The sequence below is a fragment of the Streptomyces sp. NPDC051664 genome (genome assembly GCF_044453545.1).
In the GTDB taxonomy this organism is placed as follows: domain Bacteria; phylum Actinomycetota; class Actinomycetes; order Streptomycetales; family Streptomycetaceae; genus Streptomyces.
In genome coordinates, this window is the sequence record NZ_JBITCU010000006.1 from 368,728 (window position 1) to 388,034 (window position 19,307).

Annotated in this window: 12 protein-coding genes; 5 read left to right on the top strand and 7 right to left on the bottom strand. The window is 71.7% G+C overall.

Features of this window, described 5'->3' with window-relative positions; all coding sequences use genetic code 11:
- The first annotated feature begins 110 nt into the window (after positions 1–110).
- Positions 111–1,055: an aldo/keto reductase gene (locus ACIA8E_RS15210; RefSeq protein WP_399298107.1), complete on the top strand. Its 945-nt coding sequence runs from the start codon at positions 111–113 to the stop codon at positions 1,053–1,055.
- A gap of 4 nt (positions 1,056–1,059) precedes the next feature.
- Here ACIA8E_RS15210 and ACIA8E_RS15215 read toward each other — a convergent pair whose 3' ends face one another.
- The 4 genes from ACIA8E_RS15215 to ACIA8E_RS15230 form a co-directional block, all read right to left on the bottom strand.
- The gene (locus tag ACIA8E_RS15215) at positions 1,060–2,661 is read right to left on the bottom strand and encodes a PrsW family intramembrane metalloprotease (RefSeq protein ID WP_399298109.1); all 1,602 of its coding nucleotides are present in this window, start codon (positions 2,659–2,661) and stop codon (positions 1,060–1,062) included.
- Between the two features lie 82 nt (positions 2,662–2,743).
- Complete coding sequence (gene trmB / locus ACIA8E_RS15220; protein WP_399298111.1) at positions 2,744–3,553, bottom strand: tRNA (guanosine(46)-N7)-methyltransferase TrmB; 810 nt, start codon at positions 3,551–3,553, stop codon at positions 2,744–2,746.
- On the bottom strand, positions 3,546–4,802 hold the full coding sequence (lhgO, locus tag ACIA8E_RS15225; protein ID WP_399298113.1) for an L-2-hydroxyglutarate oxidase: 1,257 nt from the start codon (positions 4,800–4,802) through the stop codon (positions 3,546–3,548). The genes trmB and lhgO overlap by 8 nt, the downstream gene beginning before the upstream one ends.
- A gap of 161 nt (positions 4,803–4,963) precedes the next feature.
- Positions 4,964–6,559 (bottom strand): sporulation protein, encoded by a 1,596-nt coding sequence (locus ACIA8E_RS15230; RefSeq protein ID WP_399298115.1) that lies wholly within the window; start codon positions 6,557–6,559, stop codon positions 4,964–4,966.
- 1,128 nt (positions 6,560–7,687) lie between these two features.
- On the opposite strand from ACIA8E_RS15230, the gene ACIA8E_RS15235 reads away from it, so the two are divergent.
- A complete protein-coding gene (locus ACIA8E_RS15235) occupies positions 7,688–9,799 on the top strand; it encodes an asparagine synthase-related protein (RefSeq protein WP_399298117.1) in 2,112 nt (703 codons plus the stop codon).
- Between the two features lie 52 nt (positions 9,800–9,851).
- Here ACIA8E_RS15235 and ACIA8E_RS15240 read toward each other — a convergent pair whose 3' ends face one another.
- Both ACIA8E_RS15240 and ACIA8E_RS15245 read right to left on the bottom strand, forming a co-directional pair.
- Entirely contained in the window at positions 9,852–11,840 is a 1,989-nt protein-coding gene (locus tag ACIA8E_RS15240; RefSeq protein WP_399298118.1) for a sigma-70 family RNA polymerase sigma factor, read from the bottom strand.
- A gap of 378 nt (positions 11,841–12,218) precedes the next feature.
- Positions 12,219–13,112 carry a TetR/AcrR family transcriptional regulator gene (locus ACIA8E_RS15245; RefSeq protein ID WP_399298120.1) on the bottom strand — a complete coding sequence of 298 codons (894 nt, stop codon included), beginning with the start codon at positions 13,110–13,112 and terminating at the stop codon, positions 12,219–12,221.
- A gap of 340 nt (positions 13,113–13,452) precedes the next feature.
- Here ACIA8E_RS15245 and ACIA8E_RS15250 point away from each other — a divergent pair, with 340 nt between their 5' ends.
- Both ACIA8E_RS15250 and ACIA8E_RS15255 read left to right on the top strand, forming a co-directional pair.
- On the top strand, positions 13,453–14,859 hold the full coding sequence (locus tag ACIA8E_RS15250) for an NAD(P)/FAD-dependent oxidoreductase (protein WP_399298122.1): 1,407 nt from the start codon (positions 13,453–13,455) through the stop codon (positions 14,857–14,859).
- 233 nt (positions 14,860–15,092) lie between these two features.
- Positions 15,093–16,853, top strand: coding sequence for a SpoIIE family protein phosphatase (locus tag ACIA8E_RS15255; protein WP_399298123.1), 1,761 nt, complete (start codon positions 15,093–15,095; stop codon positions 16,851–16,853).
- A 16-nt stretch (positions 16,854–16,869) separates the two neighbouring features.
- On the opposite strand, the gene ACIA8E_RS15260 is transcribed toward ACIA8E_RS15255, so the two are convergent.
- The gene (locus ACIA8E_RS15260; protein ID WP_399298167.1) at positions 16,870–18,180 is read right to left on the bottom strand and encodes an MFS transporter; all 1,311 of its coding nucleotides are present in this window, start codon (positions 18,178–18,180) and stop codon (positions 16,870–16,872) included.
- Between the two features lie 132 nt (positions 18,181–18,312).
- On the opposite strand from ACIA8E_RS15260, the gene ACIA8E_RS15265 reads away from it, so the two are divergent.
- Positions 18,313–18,870 (top strand): MarR family winged helix-turn-helix transcriptional regulator, encoded by a 558-nt coding sequence (locus tag ACIA8E_RS15265; protein WP_399298125.1) that lies wholly within the window; start codon positions 18,313–18,315, stop codon positions 18,868–18,870.
- Positions 18,871–19,307: the final 437 nt, after the last annotated feature.

Below are 19,307 nucleotides of genomic sequence, written 5' to 3' on the forward strand. Positions count from 1 at the left end.
GCCGGTCCGCTGTCACCCGGTACTTGCGACGCCGGTGCGGATGCCCGTGCGGACCCACTTTCATCCCCCGGTACGGAATAGCCGGGGCGGCGGAGTCCGTTGATCCATTTATGACTTCTCTTCGTAAGCTCGGCTCTTCCGACCTCCAGGTCTTCCCGCTCGCGCTCGGTGGCAACGTCTTCGGCTGGACCGCCGACGAGACGCAGTCGTTCGCCGTACTCGACGCGTACGTCGCGGCGGGCGGCAATTTCCTGGACACCGCTGACGCGTACTCCGCGTGGATCCCCGGCAACGAGGGCGGCGAGTCGGAGACGGTCATCGGCAAGTGGCTCGCCGCACGCTCCAACCGTTCCGACATCGTCGTCGCCACCAAGGTCGGCGCCCACCCCGCGTACAAGGGGCTCTCCGCCGCCACCATCAAGGCCGCGGCCGAGGAGTCGCTGCGCCGGCTGGGCACCGACCACATCGACCTCTACTACACGCACTTCGACGACGAGACCGTCCCGGTCGAGGAGATCATCACCGCCCTCGACCAGCTGGTGAAGGACGGCAAGGTGCGCGAGATCGCCGCCTCCAACATCAGCCCGGAGCGGCTCCAGGCGTCCTTGGACTTCTCCGAGCGCGAGGGGCTCGCCCGTTACGTCGCCCTGCAGCCGCACTACAACCTCGTCTCCCGCGACACGTACGAGGGTGAGCTCCAGGAGACGGCCGCCCGCGCCGGGCTCGCCGCCGTCCCGTACTTCGCCCTGGCCTCGGGCTTCCTCACCGGCAAGTACCGTCCGGGTGCGTCGGTGGAGAGCGCGCGGGCCGAGAAGGCCGGCCAGTACCTGGCGTCGGAGCGCGGCCAGAAGGTCCTGGCCGCACTCGACAAGGTCGCCAAGGAGCGCGGCGCCGAGGTCGCGACCGTCGCCCTGGCCTGGCTCGCCGCCCGTCCGACCGTCGCCGCGCCGATCGCCTCGGCCCGTACGGTCGAGCAGGTGCCCGCCCTGGTGGCGGTGGCCGACCTTCAGCTGACCGAACAGGAGCTGGCGGAGCTCACCGAGGCATCGGCCTGAGCCCTCACCAGGAGCGCGGCGGCGGGACGCTGCCGTACGGCGGCCGGGCATACGGCTGCTGGGCGTGGGGTGGCAGATACGGGTTCGGGCGGTAGCCGCCGTACTGCGGGTGCGGGGCCGGCCCCACAGGTATGTACCGGGGGCGCAGGCGGCCCGTTGCCTGCGCCGCGTACGTCAGCGCGGGTCCGGCCACCTCCCTGCGCTGCCAGAGATGGTGCAACAGCTCCAGCTCGCGTGCCACGAAGTCCGGGTCCGCGGCCCCGCGGCGGGCCCGGCGGCGCAGGAACGCCAGTGACGTCGCGAACGACTCGTACTCGGCGACCGCACGGGCGGCAGCCCCGCCGCGCGCCTTGGCCTGCGCCTTGGCATGCCTTCGGACCTGCGCTGCGACCCGGCTGCTGCCGTACGCCGGTGAGTGGGCCGGTGGCGGGCCGGGCGCGGGGTAGCCGTAGCCGGCGCTTGTGTACGGCACTCCGTACGAGGTGCGGTACGCACTCGCGCTTCCGTAGGCACTCGCGTGCTGGTGGCGCGCCATGTCCCGGGCCATGCCGCGGGCCCGCATCGAGGAGAGCGCGAGCGGTTCGGCCGGGGTGAGCCAGCCGGCTGCCGCATAGGCGGGCAGCTCGGTGGCCAGTGTCCTCAGCTCCCGCTGGCGCGACCAGATCACCAGCCAGGTGACCAGCCCGAAGACCGGGACCATGAACACCCCGTACACGACATAGAAACCGTACGGACCGAACGATCCCGAGCCGTTCCACAGGGCGTGCATGCCCATCGCGAGGATCAGCCCGAGCAGCGGCAACAGGATCCGGCGGATGCGGTGGCGACGTGCGCAGAGCGCCGCGAATCCGAAACCCAGGCCGGTCAGCACGGTGAAGAGGGGATGCGCGAACGGCGTCATCACGACGCGTACGAAGAACGTCGCGGCCGTCACCGACGCGAAGCCCGACGTGCCGATCTGCTGGTCCTCGCCGAAGGCAGTGCCCAGATAGAGGATGTTCTCGGTGAAGGCGAAGCCCGTCGCGGTGAAGCCTGCGATGACGACGCCGTCGAGGATGCCGCTGAAGTGGCGCCTTCGGAAGAGGAAGATCAGCAGGACGGCCGCGGCCTTCGCGCTCTCCTCGACCACCGGTGCTATCACGGTGGCGCCGAGGGTGTCCGCGCTCGCCGGGTCGGCGGTGGCCGTCGCGATCCAGCGGGTCGCGAACGAATTCGCGATGATCGCGACCAGGGCGGCGGCGCACGCACCCCAGGCGAAGGCGAACAGCAGATTCCGCCAGGACCACGGCTCGACCCGGTCCAGCCAGCGGAACGCCGCCATCAGCAGCGGTACGGGCAGTACGGCGAGGCCCAGACCGACCAGGAACCCCTCCGTACCCGTCTGATCGCGGACCAGGGCGAGGATCACCAGCCCGCAGAGAGCCAGCACCGTGAAGACCGCACCGGCACGGAACGTTTTGCTCCGCCAGACCAGGCCGACCCGGCGCGGCCGGTAGCGCCACTGGCCCCGCTCCGGGACGGCCGCCAGGATCTCGCCGACCCGCTGCTCCTCGAGAAGCGGGACGGCCGGCTGCGACTGTTTCTGCTGCACAGACCCGTCGGACACCCGATGACCCTAACGAGGGGGACTGACAACTGACCATGGGGCGACCGGGGATGCGTACCGACCCCGTAGGAAAATCAGCGGCTCAGCGGCGGGCGAACAGCAGGTCGTGCACGACATGGCCCTTGTCCAGGCCCTGTCCCTCGAACCGGGTCAGCGGCCGGAACGCGGGCCGCGGTGCGTAGCCGCCGTCCGCCTGGGTGTTCTCGAAGCGGGGGTGCGCGGTCAGCACCTCGAGCATCTGCTCGGCGTACGGCTCCCAGTCGGTAGCACAGTGCAGCACGGCCCCCGGCTTCAGCCGCTGCGCCACCAGGTCGAGGAACTCCGGCTGGATCAGCCGTCGCTTGTGGTGGCGCTTCTTGGGCCACGGGTCGGGGAAGTACACCCGCAGCCCGTCGAGCGAGTCCGGCGGCAGCATCTCGCGCAGCAGGATGATCGCGTCACCGTTGGCCACCCGGATGTTGGACAGACCGTTCCGGTCCGCGAGGCCGAGCAGGTTGCCCTGGCCCGGGGTGTGCACATCGACGGCGAGTATGCCGGTGCCCAGGTCGTCGGCCGCCATCTGCGCGGTGGCCTCACCCATCCCGAAGCCGATCTCCAGCACGACCGGGAGCCCGGCGAACAGCTCCGGCAGGTCGAGGACCGATTGCCCGTCGATGTCCAGACCCCACTGCGGCCAGAGCCGCTGCAGAGCGTCCTCCTGGCCGGGTGTGACACGGCTGCGGCGCGGCTGGAAACTGCGGATCCGGCGCTCGTGGTGCGAACCGGCCGGATCAGCGGCGGGCCCGCCGGGGAAGCGCGGCTCCTGACGCAGCCTGCGCTGACGCTCGAAGGCGGCGGCACGCAGATCGTGGGACTCGTCGGTCTCGGGGGCGGGATTCAAGGACTCAGACACAATGCCCCGATTCTACGGCGGGCGGCTTCCATCCCGTCCCGCGTGCCCGGAGCAGCGCCCTGCGTGCCACCTCCCGCCCGATGGGCAGCGAGGCCGTAGCGGCGGGCGACGGAGCGTTCAGCACGTGCACGGTGTGCGGGGCCTCGCGGATCAGGAAGTCGTCCACCAGCGTGCCGTCGCGCAGCACCGCCTGGGCCCTGACACCGGCCGCGGCGGGACGCAGATCGTCCTCGGTGACCTCGGGCAGCAGCCGCCGCACCGCCGCCGTGAACGCGCGCTTCGACAGCGAACGGTGCACCTCTCCCGCCCCGTACCGCCAGTGCCTGCGCGCGATCCGCCAGGAGCCGGGCCAGGCCAGCGTGTCCAGGAGTTCATTCGGGCGTACGACCGGCCAGCCGTACCCCTCGCGGGCCAGCGCCGGCACCGCGTTCGGTCCGACGTGGACGCTGCCGTCGTGGCCCCGGGTCAGATGCACCCCGAGGAACGGGAACGCCGGGTCGGGGACCGGGTAGACCAGCCCGCGCACCAGCTCCGGCCTGGCCAGCTCGTAGTACTCCCCGCGGAAGGGCACGATCCGCATGCCCGGGTCGTCGCCCGCGAGGAGCGCCACCCGGTCGCACTGCAGCCCCGCGCAGTTGACCAGGACCCGGGCCCGCACCACCCGTCCGTCCGCCGTCCGCACCGCCACACCCCACGGGCGGCGGTCGATCGCCGTGACCTCCGCCCCGAACCGGATCAGCCCGCCCGCGCCACGCACCTCGGCCGCGAACCGCTCGGTGACCGCCTTGAAGTCGCACACCCCGGTCGTCCCGACCCTGATCGCCGCGAGCCCGCGCACCTGCGGCTCGTACTCCGCGATCTGCGCAGGTCCCAGCTCCCGCACCGGCAGCCCGTGACTCCGGCCGCGCTGCACCAGCGCGTGCAGCCGGGGCAGCTCGGACCGCTCGGTCGCGACGATCAGCTTGCCGGTCACCGCATGCGGAATGCCGTGCTCCGCGCAGAAGTCGACCATCTCCGCGGCGCCGCGCACCGCATAGCGGGCCTTCAGCGAACCAGGGCGGTAGTAGATACCGCTGTGGATCACGCCGCTGTTGCGCCCCGTCTGGTGGCGCGCCGGGCCCCACTCCTTCTCCAGCACCGTCACCCGCGTGCCCGGAGCGGTCCGCGTGATCGCATACGCCGTCGACAGGCCGACGATCCCGCCGCCGATCACCAGCACATCGCAGTCGTACGCCGCGTGCGTCATCATCACGCCACCTCCCACCCCGATAGTGCACTGACCCACTGACAACGCACTCAAACCAGCGAGGCCCAGCGTGGCGCCGAGATTTCGGCCGGCGGCCGCCTGCGCGTCGCCCGGAGGACTCCGCACAGGCATCCGAGGAGACGGGCGTCGCCCGGCGGAGGCCGCTACGCGGGCGCCACCAGCAGCGGTCGCGCCCGCTCACGCAGCTCGGCGACGCGCGGCTCGTCCCCGTACGGTTCGAGGCGGTGCAGCAGGTCCCGTACGTACTCGGTCGTCCGCGCCGACGAGATGCGGCCCGCCACCTCCACCGCCCGGGTGCCCGCCGCGCACGCCGCGTCGAGGTTGCCCGACTCCAGCTCGGCGACCGCCGAGACCACCAGCCGCAGCCCGTGCGAGCGGACGAACTCCTCGGTGGGCCGGGACAGCGCCTGTTCGGTGAAGCGCCGCACCTGCCGGGGCGCCTTCAGATCGCGGTAGCACTCCGCGGCGTCGGCGGCGAACCTGTCGTACGAGTAGAAGCCCAGCCACGACGGGTCCGCGTCGCCGTCCCGGGAACGCTCCAGCCAGCTCTCGGCGGCCTTGAGCGCCGCCCCTGCGGCCGGTGCGTCGCTCGCCTTCGCGTGGGCTCGCGCCTCGACAAGACGGAAGAAACTCATGGTGCGGGCGGTGGCGAGCCCGCGGTTGCGTTCGACGGCGGCCTGCGCGAGGTCGACTCCCTCGTCGGCGAAGCCGCGATAGGTCGCCTGCAGCGACATCGAGGCGAGTACATAGCCGCCGAGCGGTACGTCGGCGGCGGCCCGGGCCAGCCGCAGCGCCTGGATGTAGTACCGCTGCGCGGCTTCCTGCTGGCCGGTGTCGAATGCCATCCACCCGGCGAGTCTGGTCAGTTCGGCGGCGGCGCCGAACAGTGCCCGGCCCACCTCGTCGCTGTACGAACCGAGGAGCAGTGGCGCCGCGTCCACCCGTAAGCACTCCGGGACCATGGAGGAGCGCCAGTCGCCGCCGCCGTACTTGGAGTCCCAGCGGCGCGCGTCCTGGGCCGCCTCGCGCAGCTTGGTCACGTCGCTGTGGCCGACCCGGAGCGGCGAGATGTCGTTCATGGAGTCGGCCCCCGGCTGTACGGGAGGGGCGGGTGCGCCCAGCGCGCCCGGCGCGCCCTCCGTGCTCGGAACGCCCGGTGCTGCGCCTGCTGATGCGCCCCGTTGTGCGCCCGGCGCACTCTGAGCGCCCTGCGCAGTCGGCACACTCTGTGTGCCGAGGATCGCCGCCTCCGCGGCCGACGAGTCGCGTGCCACCGACGCGTCGGCGGGGGATATCAGCCAGCGGGACGCGGGTGTCGCATACGCACTGACCGAGAACGAGCCCGCCAGCGACTGCCAGATCCCGCCGCCGCCCGCCCGCCGTCCGGCCAGATCCAGCCGATACAACTCGGTTGCCGAACGCACCGCCTCACCCACATCGCGCGGGAAGGCAAGACCGACCTCCGGTGCCGGATCGGCGTCCGCGAGCCCGATCTCGTGCAGCGGGACCGGGCGGCCGAGTTTGGCGCCGATCGCCGCGGCGATGAGATGGGGCGCGGCGCCCTGAGGCACCATGCCCTTGGAGACCCATCTCGCCACCGAGGTCTTGTCGTAGCGAAGTGTCAGACCGCGCTGCGCCCCGAGGTCGTTGACCCGCCGGGCGAGCCCGGCGTTACTGATTCCCGCGAGGGCGAGAACGGTTCCGAGCTTCTCGTTCGGCCCGCGTTGCTCCCTGGACATGCGCCACCCCTCGACACACAGACGGCCGCCGCGTCACCCGTCGAGGCGCGCGGCATTCGTACCGTGTCCTCCCCAGGGACGGACCCCGGCACTCCGGCCGCACAGGCATGTGGCCGAGCCCCGAGGAATATGCCTCCTGCCGAGAACCTCAGTGAACCCAGCGTAGTTCGCCGCATCCCTACCGTTAAGGGGCAGACGTCCGTATGGCGGGATTGTTGCCCGTGCGGACGGTCGCGGACGGACGGTGGAGGGAGCGCGACGGGACGGAGGGGAGGGGGGAGGGTGCGAGGGGCGGGAGGGGAGCATGAGGCGGACGGCCGGCGGACACGAGGCGGACAGGGAGCGAGCCCGCCGTGACGATCCGGTCGCCCTGCGGACCTGCCGGAATGCCGCTCCGGACCCTGCGGGGCGAGCTCCGCTCGTGCTCCTGTCGTGTGGCCGTGCGCCCGGCCGTGCGCTGTTGTCCGGCCGTCGAGGGAGCGCTTCCATGGGTGCTGCGTGGGTCGGCCCACTGCACTGGACACAGTGGGCTGGGGGACACTGCCGCCTCATTCCCCGCAGGCGGCGGACCGGTCCGGGAGGCGAACCGCGCCTCCCGGACCGTGCGCGGAGCCGATGGGCAGCCGGTGGCGGACCGGTGCGGCAGCCAGTTCGCATTCGGCAGGGATTCCGCCCGACAGTCTTGCCCCGAAACGGAATATAACGGCGCGTTATGTGCGACGTTCTTCGCGCCCGGCGGTCGATGCGCCCTCCGAGAATGGCCGAATGACGTCGGTCGGTCGGGGTTGGGCCGAGCGATTTGCGGACACTCGACGGGCTGTTGACCGGCGGACCGGAGGCTGGCCGGATTTCAGCCGGTACGGTCCGGGTGCGGCGGGGAACGCAACACCCGGAACCTTTGCGTCCGTTGTCCCGCGGTCCGCCACGCCGTCCGCGCCGACGGGGCCGCGCGCCCGTCACCCACCCTCCGGCCTTTGCCAGGGGCGCATGCGCTTCCGACGTGCGCCCTCCGTAGCCACTCCTACGCGCCGTTGTCGTGGCAGCATGTTCGCAACGGCGCTGCATCTCCCGCAGTTCTCCCGACATGTTCCGGGCGCGCCGTTTTGTCCACAGCCTGTGGAGGCGGCGATGCGTTGGTTGGTGGGGTGGAGCAGTATCGCCGCGAGTTTCGGCACGGTCGGGGCGGTCGGCGCGGGTGACGAGGGGCTCACGGTGCACCCCGTGGGCTCCCAGCTCCTGTGGGGCGACCCGGATCCGCTCTGGGCCGTCGGCGACTGGCGGCCCGACGAGATCCGGATCAGCACCCTGGAGACCGCCGAGGGCACACCCACCGCCCGCCTCGCCGTCCTCGGCTGCTGCGGCGCCACCGACGAACAGCTCCGGCTCGGCCTCCTCGCCGCCCGCGGCGGGGCGCTGCGCCATCTCACCGCCTGGGCGGGCAGTTACACGGCCGTCGTTCAGATAGGCCGACGGGTCACCGTCGTCGGAGACCTCGCCGGAGCCCGCCCGGTCTTCTACACACCGTGGGCCGGCGGCACGGCGTACGCGACCGCCGCACTCCCGCTCGCCGACCTGATCGAGGCGCAGCTCGACATCGGCCACCTGGCCGCGCTGCTCGCCTGCCCCGAGACACCGGAGGCGCTGCGCGACGGCACTCCGTACGTGGGTGTGAAGCGCATCCCGCCGGGGCACGCGCTCATCCTCCGCGAGGGCTCGCGCGAGATCACCGGGTACGAACCGGTGGCCTCCCTCGCCGTTGCGGCGCCCCAACTCGACCCGGTGAGCGCCGTGGACGGGGTGCGCGACGCGCTGGTGGAAGCGGTACGCGCCAGGCTCACGGCCCCGCGCCACGCCCCCGAGTCCCTGCCGCCCGACCCGGGCCCGGTCCCCGGCATGGGCCCTGCCGAACGCCGCGCCGCCCGTGGCGCACCCGTCCCCGGCATCGGCGCCGACCTCTCCGGAGGCAGCGCCTCCGCCACCCTCGCCCTGCTCGCCGCGGGGCTGCCGGGGCTGCCCGGCACGCTCCTCGGCCACGGCACGGGCGCGGGCGAGCGGCTGCTCGCGGTCACCTTCAACGACCTCACCACCCGCGATCACGAGGACGAACTCGAACGCGCCGCGGTCATCGCCGCCAACCCGCGCCTGCACCACGTCGTCGTCGCCGCCGGCGAGGAGGCCCTGCCCTACGCCGACCTGGGCAGTGGCCCGCTCACCGACGAACCGGCCGCATCCCTCGTCGTCGCCGAACGCCACCGTCGCCGGCTCGCCGCGGGCAGCGCCGACCACTTCGTCGGTGACGGTGCCCGGCAGGTCCTCGACGCCCACCCGGCCCGCCTCGCCGATCTCCTGATGGATCGGCGCCGACGCCACCTCCTGCGCCCGGTCGCCGCCCTGGCCAGAGCCGAACGTCCTTCGGCGCACTCGTTGTTCGTCCCGCTGACCATCTACCGCGCCGCCCGCCGCCTGGCCCGTACGTCGTACCGCACCGGCCTCGAAGCGGCGGCCGACCGGCTCCCGGACGCCAATCGCCACACCCCCGGCCTCGACACCCCCGCCGACGCCTCGCTCGCCGCGCTCACCTGGTCGCGGCCCGGCCCGGCCGCACGCTGGCTGACGGGGGAGGCGCTCGCCGAAGTATCGGTCCGTCTGCAGGAGGCGGCGATCCGCCCCACCTCCGTGCAGCGCCCCGGTGAGGCGCGCGCCCGTGCCGCGCTCGCCCGGCACGCCGCCGACCACCGGATCCTGGAGCAGGCCGCCGAGATCCGAAGCCAGCGGCTGCACGCCCCGTTCCTCGACAATCAGGTGGTGCGCGCCGCCCGCGCCCTCCCCGAATCGCTGCGGGTCCAGCCCGGCGCCCGCGCCGCGATCCTGCGCCGGGTCCTCGCCGGCGCGGGCATCCATGAACTGCCGACGGGCTGGGGCACCCCCTCCCAGGACACCTCGACCGCGGTCAGCCGCACCGGCCTGCGCACCGCGCTCCCCGACCTGATCGCGCTCTTCGACGCCCCGCTGCTCGCCGACGCGGGCCTGATCGAGGCCCGGGTCGTGCGGAAGGCACTGCGCGCGGCCTCCGAGGGCGAACCGCTGCCCTTGGCCGGCCTTGCCGACCTGGCAGCCACGGAACTCTGGCTCCGCCGCCTCGTCTCGCGCCGAGGCACCTGCTGGACAGGCACGGCGGCGCCCCGACAGCGCGCGGTGGCGGGCGGAGTGACCCCGGCGCGACGCACCCTGCAACGCTGACGGCCGGCCGCCGGCGCTGTCACCTACCGCCCGGCCCCGAACCGGCCGCGCCTCAGCCGCAGCTGATTGCCGACTCCGCCCAGTCGGCCGGCGCCACCCCGCCGAACGGCGTGTGCGATTCGACGAGGAGCCGGATCCGCTGCTGTCCCGCGATACCGAGACTCACCGGCACGGCCGGATGGTTGCCGTTCATCACCGGGGACCGCCACAGCCGTGCCCCGTCACCGTTGACCACGGAGAAGCGCACCGAGCCGAGCCCCGGTGTCAGATCGTCGACGCCGACCATCGCCTCGTAACGGCTGCAGGGCCGGTTCAGCTCGATGGTGACCGAGGAATTGCTCTGCACGGTCACCCCGTGCGCGTACCGCGTACCACCGATGGACATACCGGAGCGCCGCCAGACCCAGCTGCTCTCACCCGTCGCCACCTCAGGCTTGGTGTGGTCACCGAGGACGGAGTAGCGCAAAGCGCTGACCCGGTAGACGGTCGGCGGCGCGGGCGGCGGCGGGGCAGAGGTGACCGTCGCGGACGGCTTGGGCTTCGGCGGTGCGGGGACAGGCGGCTTGGGCTTCGGCGTAGGTGTGGGGGTAGGCGTAGGCGTAGGAGTAGCCGTGGGCTTCGGGGACGGAGTCGGCGCAGTGGCCGGCGGCGCGGGAGCCCTCGGCGGCTCGGGCGTGGGTGTCGGCTTCGACGGTGGGGGCGACGGCACCGCGGGCGCCACCACCGGAGGCCTGGTCACGGGCCTGGCCTCCGGCTTCGGCGACTCATCCCCGACCAGCGCCCACACCAGACCGGCCGCGGCCGCGACGGCCACCGCTGCCGCGATCCCGGCCTTGACCGGCGCACCCAGGCCTTCCGAGGCCGCCGCGCCACCGGCCGAGCTGCCGGACGAGCTCCCGCCCGTCGCCGCCGCGGCACCCGCACCCGCCGCACCCGCGGCGCCACCTGCGACGATCCCGGCGGTCTTGAGCGCGTACCCGGCGGCGAACCAGCCGATGACCGCGACCGGAAGCAGTGCCGGAATCCCGGCGTTGACATGTGCCAGTTCGCCCACGGCGACCCGGCACTTCGCGCACTCGTCCAGATGCCTGCGCAGCCCGCGCTCGGCCCGGATCCGCAGCCCGCCCCGGGCATACGTGCCGAGCCGGTCCGCATAGCGAGCACAGTTGCCGCCAGAAGTGAGCGACTGGCTCACATGCGCCTGCAGATATGCCTGCTTCAGCCCTTCGCGGGCCCGGCTGGCCAGCACCGCCGTGGCATTGGCGGTGAGCCCGAACAGCGGCGCGATCTCACTCGGCGACTCCTCCTCGACGGTGGTGTGCCACAGCACCGCCTGCCAGCGCTCCGGCAGACTGCGGAACGCCTTCATGGCCATCGACTGCTCGGCCTCGTGCATCGCCAGGACGTCGGCGCCGAGATCCAGCGTGTCCGCGTCCGACACCTCGGAGAAGCCGGCCGCCTGCGCGGCGAACACCGCGAAGTCGTCGACCAGTTGCTCCCGTTTCGCCGTCTTCGTCCAGGCGGCTGCGATATGCCGGACGGCCGTCATCAGATACGCACGGACGGCTTCCTCGGGCCCTTTGCCGCCCCGAACCGCCTGCAGGGTGCGGGCGAAGACCTCGGCGGTCAGGTCGTCGGCGGTGTGGGCGTCCCGGCAGCAGCTCCGCGCGTAACGACGCACACTGTCCGAGTGGCGCCGGAACAGCTCCTCGTACGCGAGATCGTCGCCGTCCCGCATCTGCAGGATCAACTGGGCGTCGGAGCGGGCGAGTGCGGCGGTGCCGGAACCACTGCCACCTGCTCGCTGCATCGGTACGGCGGCTTCGGCTCCGATCCCGCCGGCCGGCTCCACCGGCCCGCTGCCGCCGGTCGCGGGCAGCCAGGGGCCGGGCAGCACATTGCCGCCTTCGGCGTCGTCGCCCGACCGCCCGGGGCCGGCCTGACCCGGTACCTGCCGGGCGGGCGTCCCGCCGGCCTCCGCGCCACCGCCCACGGTCGAGATGCCGTCGAACGACTCTTCCTGCTGCCCGTCACCGCTCATCGCGGAAGCCCCCGTATGCGCCTTCGGACCCGAACACCGGGCAAGAGTGTCACATGGCGCAATGACGACGGTCGTTCAGTTCCCGCAACCACTCATCCGGGGCGTTTTCCCGAAAGCGAGCACTAACAGCCACTCGAACAGGGAAGGAACAATGCGTCCGAGAGGCGGGTGAGTTGTCGAGCGCGACCCCGCACACAGGAGCCGCACCGCCCCCCCCACGCCACCGTCACCCGCCCGAAGCGGCACCCTCAGAGAGCCGAAGACCCCCGCGCACAGCAGCCGGCCCGATGGATGCGCGGATCGTGCCGGAGAACGCACCCGGCCCGCTGGACCTCACACGGAACCGACGGCCCCACTCGAGCAGCCCGATCACCCCGCTCACGCGGGGCGTGAGCGCAGCCCCTCCAGCAGGATGTCCAGCAGCCGGGCCGAAGCGGCGGCCTGCTGAGCCGCGTCCGGCAGCGAGGGTGCCGCCGTGGCGATGACGAGCAGCACGTCCGCCACCGTCACATCGCGGCGCAGTTCACCCGCCGCCCGTGCCCGGTCGACCAGCCGGCCCACGACCTCCAGCAGCTCGGCCGCACCCGTGTCGTCGTCCGCGAGCCCGTCCTCGTCGGCGGAGCGCAGGCCGACGACCCGGAGGTCGGCCTGCGCCACCCCCTGCCGCTGGTGAGGCACCCGAACCTCACCCCGGACTTCACCGGAGCCGGAGCCGGAGCCCTGCCCCGGGGCCGCGCCTGCGTCCCGTGCAGCCGCCGACTCCCCGACGACTGTCGAGTCGTCCACATCGACGCCGACACGCAGCACCTGCGGCGGCAGCAGACGACCCGCGCCCGAGGCCACGGACGTGCGCAGGAAGCGCGAGAGCGCCGACCACGGCTCGTCCTCCTGCCCCAGTGCGGTCCGCGCCTGGTCGGTCAGCCGGGAGGTCTCCTCCTCGGCTATCCGGCGCACCAGCACGTCCTTGCTCGGGAACCGCCGGTACACCGTGCCGACCCCGACCCGGGCGCGGCGCGCCACGTCCTCCATCGGGGCCCCGTACCCCAGCTCGCCGAACACCTCGCGCGCGGCTCGCAGTACATGCTCGAGATTGCGCTGTGCGTCCACGCGCAGCGGCGCCGAGCGGGCGCCGCCGCCGGATCCGACCGTGGTTCCCACCGGACTTCCCGCTCCGGCGGAACTCACCGAGCCGACTGTCCCCACTGTGCTGATTCGTCCGTTTCCGTCGGACGAGACAGCAGCAGTCTGCCAATGCGATTCCTGAATGTGCATAACTTTTCCCCCGGTTATGACGTCTCCCCCCGGAGACTCCCGCCGTGTCAGCCGGGGAGTGGATCATCATCCCACCCCGACACCCCGACGACATACGAACATAGTTGAGCCCGGGTCAATTCAGAAGGGGGTAGTTCCGCACGGAGCGCCCCCCGATCGGAGCTAGGACCGGTTGGTTCCCGTTTCCGCCCCCACCCCGCCACCCCTGCTGCAACGTCTGACCTGCGCGCCTTCCGTACACCCGCAGGGATCAACGACACGGGCTCCCGGAAAACCTCCGGTCACACAATTTGCCGGGGCTGTGGACAAATATCGGAGCACGTTGCGTCATGGGGAGGTGATGGCTTCAGATTCCCGGGGGACGCCCCCCGGCCCGCCGCCGGGTGAGCGCATTCTCGTCATCGGCGGCGGCTACGTCGGGATGTACACAGCGCTGCGTCTCCAGCGGAAGCTGAAGCAGAGACTCAAGTCCGGCGAGACCGAGATCGTCGTCGTCACGCCCGAGCCGTATATGACGTATCAGCCGTTCCTTCCCGAAGCCGCAGCCGGCTCGATCTCGCCGCGCCATGTCGTCGTGCCGCTCCGTCGCGTCCTTGCGCACTGCACCATCGTCATCGGCGAGGCGCGCCAGATCGACCACGCCAAGCGCACCGCGACCGTCACCACCCTCGCCAGCGGCGAGGACGGCACGGGTGCCGTGGAGATCCCGTACGACGAGATCGTCATCGCGCCCGGCTCCGTCTCGCGCACCCTCCCGGTCCCCGGCCTCGCCGACCACGGCATCGGCTTCAAGACCATCGAGGAGGCCATCGGCCTGCGCAACCACGTCATCGAGCAGATGGACATCGCCTCCGCCACCCGCGACCCGGCCATCCGCGACGCCGCTCTGACCTTTGTCTTCGTCGGCGGCGGCTACGCGGGCGTCGAGGCGCTCGCCGAGCTCGAGGACATGGCCCGCTACACCGCCCGCTACTACCACAACATCAAGGCCGAGGACCTGAAATGGATCCTCGTCGAGGCCTCGGACCGGATCCTTCCCGAAGTCGGTGCCGCGATGGGCACATACGCCATCCGGGAGCTGCGCGGCCGCAACATCGACGTACGCCTCGACACCCGGCTGGACTCCTGCGAGGACCGGGTGGCCGTCCTCAGCGACGGCTCCCGCTTCCCGACCCGCACGCTCGTGTGGACGGCGGGCGTCAAGCCCGCCCCGATCCTTGCCGCCACCGACCTGCCGATCGACGAACGCGGCAGGCTCAGGTGCACGGCGCAGCTCACCGTCGAAGGCGCCGAACACGCCTGGGCCGCCGGGGACGCCGCGGCTGTTCCCGATCTGACCGCGGAAGAACCGGGCAAGGAGACCGCTCCCAACGCACAGCACGCGGTGCGTCAGGCCAAGGTCCTCGCCGAGAACATCCTCGCGGCGATCAGCGGCCAACCGCTCAAGGAGTACCGGCACAGCTACGCGGGCTCCGTCGCCTCGCTCGGCCTCCACAAAGGCGTCGCCCATGTCTACGGGCGCAAGCTCAAGGGCTATCCGGCCTGGCTGATGCACCGTACGTACCACCTCAGCCGGGTGCCGACGTTCAACCGGAAGGCCCGCGTCCTTGCCGAATGGACCCTCGCCGGACTCTTCAAACGCGAGATCGTCTCCCTCGGCTCACTGGAACACCCGCGCGCCGAATTCGAACTCGCCGCGGGGGGAAGACGTACCGACGGCGACGGCCCGCCGAAGAAGGATGGCTGACTGTCAGTACGGTCAGTCACACTGGACGTGTGACCATAGGTGGGCCCACACCTGCACAGAGTGACCCGGCCGGCAGTGACCAACAGTGACCAGTACGACGAGGCCCGGCTGCGCCTCCCCGGGGGTCCGGCCCCCGGTGCCCCCGACCCCGGCGAGAGAGAACCGGCACAAGAGCCGGAAGAGGAAGCAGCCCGCCCGAGCGGACCAGACCGACACACGAGGCCAGAAATTCCGTGAACTTCACGCGTTGGAGCGCCCGCCTACCAGGAACGCGCCGCACCGCCGCCCGGGACGACCGCAGTTCCGTGCCCGCGGCCCGCGCCGAGTACGCCAGGCCCGAGCCCGGGTGCGGCCCGGCGGACGGCGACACCCCCAGGGCCTCCCCCGGGGCATCCGCAGAGATCTCTCAGGAGAGCGCGGGCCGGACCGCCGACCAACTCTCCGGCCCCGCTCTCCTGGAGGATCTCTCCGCCCGCGAGATCCTCGGCCGGCTGCCCGCCCTCGTCGCCCTCGTGCACGGCCCCGACCACCGCATCGCCTACGTCAACGACGCCTACGCGGCCGCCTTCGGCCCCAGACCCACGGGCGCCACCGCCGCCGAGGCGATGCCCGAGCTCGACGAGCTGAGCCTGCTGCCCCTCATGGACCAGGTCCTGCGCAGCGGCACCCCCCGCACGGTCAAGTCCCGCAAGGTCCGCAGCGGCAACTCGTACACCGTGACCTGCACCCCCGTCGCCACGCCCGCCGGTCTCCCCGCGAACGGCAGGAGCAAGAGCAAGAACGGCAGGAACAAGGGGAGCGAAGGCGGCGGTGTCCTTCTGTACGCCGCCGATGTCACCGACCACGCCGAAGCGGCCGAGCGCCTGCGTACCAGTGAACGCCGCCACCGCGAAACGGCCGTCACCCTCCAGCGTTCCCTGCTCCCGCAGGAGCTGGAGCAGCCGGACGACCTGCGGATCGCCGCCACGTACCAGCCGGGCGGCACGGACGCGGCGGTCGGCGGCGACTGGTACGACGTCATCACTCTCGGCGCGGGCCGCACCGCCCTCGTCATCGGAGACGTGATGGGCCGCGGGGTGCGCGCCGCCGCGGTGATGGGCCAGCTCCGCACGGCCGTGCGCGCCTACGCCCGTCTCGACCTTCCGCCGCACGAGGTACTCCAGCTGCTCGACGGTCTCGCCGCGGAGATCGACGCCAGCCAGATCGCCACCTGTGCCTACGCGGTCCACGATCCGAACGAGGGCCGGCTCGTCTACGCCTCCGCCGGCCACCTCCCGATCCTTGTGCGCGATCAGGACGGCACGGTCCACCGGGCAGAGGACCCGACCGGACCGCCGCTCGGCACCGGCGGCTGGATCCACACCTCCGGCACGATCGCGCTGCCGCCCGGCTCCACCGCCGTCCTCTACACGGACGGTCTCGTCGAACGCCGCAGTGAGGACATCGACGAGGGGGTCGCCGCCCTGGAGCGCGCCCTTTCCGGTGCCAAGGGGTCTCCGCAGGTGGTCTGCGACCGTCTGATCCGCTCCCTCGGAGTCACGGCCGAACACGACGACGACGTGGCCGTGCTCGTGGTCCAGCATCCCGCCCGCACGGGGACGAACGCGGAGCTGTTCCACAACGCCTCGCTCGATCTGCTCGGCGGCATCGAAGCGGCCCCGCGCGCCCGCGCCTTCGCGACCGGCGTCCTCACGTCGTGGCGCTTCCCGGTCGAGCTGTGCGATCTGGGCGTCCTGGCCGCCGGCGAACTGGTGGCGAACTCCCTCCAGCACGGCATCCCGCCGATGCGCCTGGGACTGCGCCGCACCGACCGCCGCCTGATCATCGAGGTGACCGACGGCGATGACCACCTGCCGCGCCGCCGCCGCGCCGAACCGGCGGACGAGTCGGGCCGCGGCATCTCCATCGTCGCGACGATCGCCTCGTCCTGGGGCAGCCGTCGCACACCGGGCGGCGGCAAAGCGGTCTGGTGCGAGTTCGCGCTGCCTCAGTGAGCGTCAGCGGGTGACGTCACCGAGCGGCAGCGGGCTCGGACACCCGCTCGGCCACCATCCCGGCCTCCGGCCGTGACACGGCCACCACCCGCGACGGCACCGCCGCGAGCGAAGGCTGGTCCTGTACGGGGGTGAGCCGACGGCCCAGCCGCAGGGCGAGCACGGTGATGCCCAGGGAGAACAGCACGAACGTCACGATGTACGGCCCGTGCAGCGAAGCCCCCATAGGCCCGCCCACAGCCGGACCGACCGCCAGCGCAAGCTGCTTGACCAGGGCGAAAGCCGAGTTGTACTGACCGACCATCGACTCCGGGGCAAGATCGGCGACCAGCGGCGCCACCGTCGGCGACAGCATCGACTCGCCGAGTCCGAACAGTGCGTACGTCGAGATCATCGCGGCCGTCGCCATGGTCTGGCTGCCGTGCCCGAGCCCCGCGTACCCCGCCACGATCCAGGCGAAAGCCCAGATCAGGCCGACCGAGGCGATGACCCGGCTGCGCTTGCGTCGCTCGACCAGCCGCAGCACGACGAACTGCGCCACGACGATGACCGCCGTGTTGGCAGCAAGGGCGATACCCAGCGTTGAGGGCTCGATCCCGGCAGCCTCGGTGCCGTACGCCGCGAGACCGGACTCGAACTGCCCGTAGCAGGCGAAGAACAGCACAAAGCCCAGCACACACAGTTGAACCATGGCCCGGTGCGACAGCAGCGCCCGCAGCCCGCCCTTCGCGGTGGACCCGTCGGTGGGCCGGGCGTCCGCGAACACGGGAGTACGAGGCATCCGCACCGTCACGGCGACGACGCCGAGCACGATGAACATCGCCGCCTCGATCAGGAACAGCAGCGTGAAGGTCTCCGGCCGGTTCGTGTCGACGATCTGCCCGCCGACCAGCCCACCGATGCCGAGCCCCAGGTTCTGCAGAAAGAACTGCATGGCGAAGGCGCGTGTACGGGTGGCCGTGCTGGAGCACCAGACGAGCATCGTGGCGAGCGCCGGCGACATGACGGCCGTGCCCGCGCCGAGGACGGCCGCCGACAGCACGGCGGACGTCACATTCGACGAAAGCCCGAGGGCAGCCGCCCCCACGGACGCCACCACGGCGGCGACGATCAGCACCGGCATCGGACCGCGCCGGTCGATGGCCCGTCCGGTGAACGGCAGGACAGCCAGCGCAGCCATGGCGAAGACCGCCAGCACGACTCCCGCCGTACCGGCGCCCAGATCCCGCACCTGCGCCACATAGACGTACAGATACGGAACGGTGAACCCCACACCGAACGCGCTCAGCGCGCTCCCCAGCTGGATCCGCCGCAGCGCTGCGCCCATTTCCCTGGTCACACTCACCTACCTCAAGCTCACGAAGGACTGACGTCCAAAGACTTTAACAGTAAAGTTAGAGCTTCAACAGTACAGACCGAAGGACTTCGACGCCAATGAAGGCGTGCCATACTGCCCGCCATGTCTGACACCACCGAGCCCTCCGGCCTCCAGGAGCCGAGCCTCGACGAGCAGATCGCGGCCTATCAGCGCGAGTTCCGGGACCTGGATCCCCAGGTCGAGCAGGTCGTCTCGGCCCTCGGCCGACTGAACCGCCGGATGAACGTCGGCTACGGACGCCAGCTGGCCGACCTCGGTATCAGCAACGCCGAGTGGGAGGTCCTCAAGACCCTCGTCGTGGCGGGCTCTCCCTACCGCCTGGGCCCGGGCGAGCTGGCCAAGCGCCTCGGCCTCACCCCGGCCGCGATGACCCACCGCATCGACCGCATGGCGGGCGAGGGCCTGGTCACCCGGGACAGGGACGAGAACAACCGGGTGCGCGTCATCGTCGAGCTGACCGACGAAGGCCGTACGAAGTGGCTGGAGGCGATGCGCATGGCGTCCGCCTTCGAGGAGGACCTGCTCCAGGACCTCTCGGGCGACGAACGCGGAGCCCTCGGCGAGATGCTGATCCGCCTCCTGCGCCGGGTGGAACAAGCCCAGCCGGACGCCGGCGGCCGCCTCACCGACCTGGGCTGACCCACGCCGGGCGAGGGGGAAAACGGCTTGACCTGGCGGGTTGACACACCCCCCGTCGATCCGTAAAGTTCTTCGAGTTGTCACGGAGCCGGAACGGTTCTGCGGCAGCCGATCCCGCCGCGAATGCGGCAACCAAAACTCTGCACGATCTCCCACTCGGGAGAATTTCGGCATGCCGGAATTCATTTCGAAGGCTCGATTATGAGCCGCCGGGAAAGTCCGCTAGAGTTTGGACGTCGGAACGGTCCAACAGCCGGGAAGACGAACCCCGCTGACTGGGAATCAGGCCCGAAAGGATCTGATAGAGTCGGACTCGCCGGAAAGGGAAACGCGAAAGCGAAGACCTGGAAAGCGGAACCCGCTTCGACCGGGAATCGGACACGAAAGAGTCTGATAGAGTCGGAAACGCAAGACCGAAGGGAAAAGCCCGGAGGAAA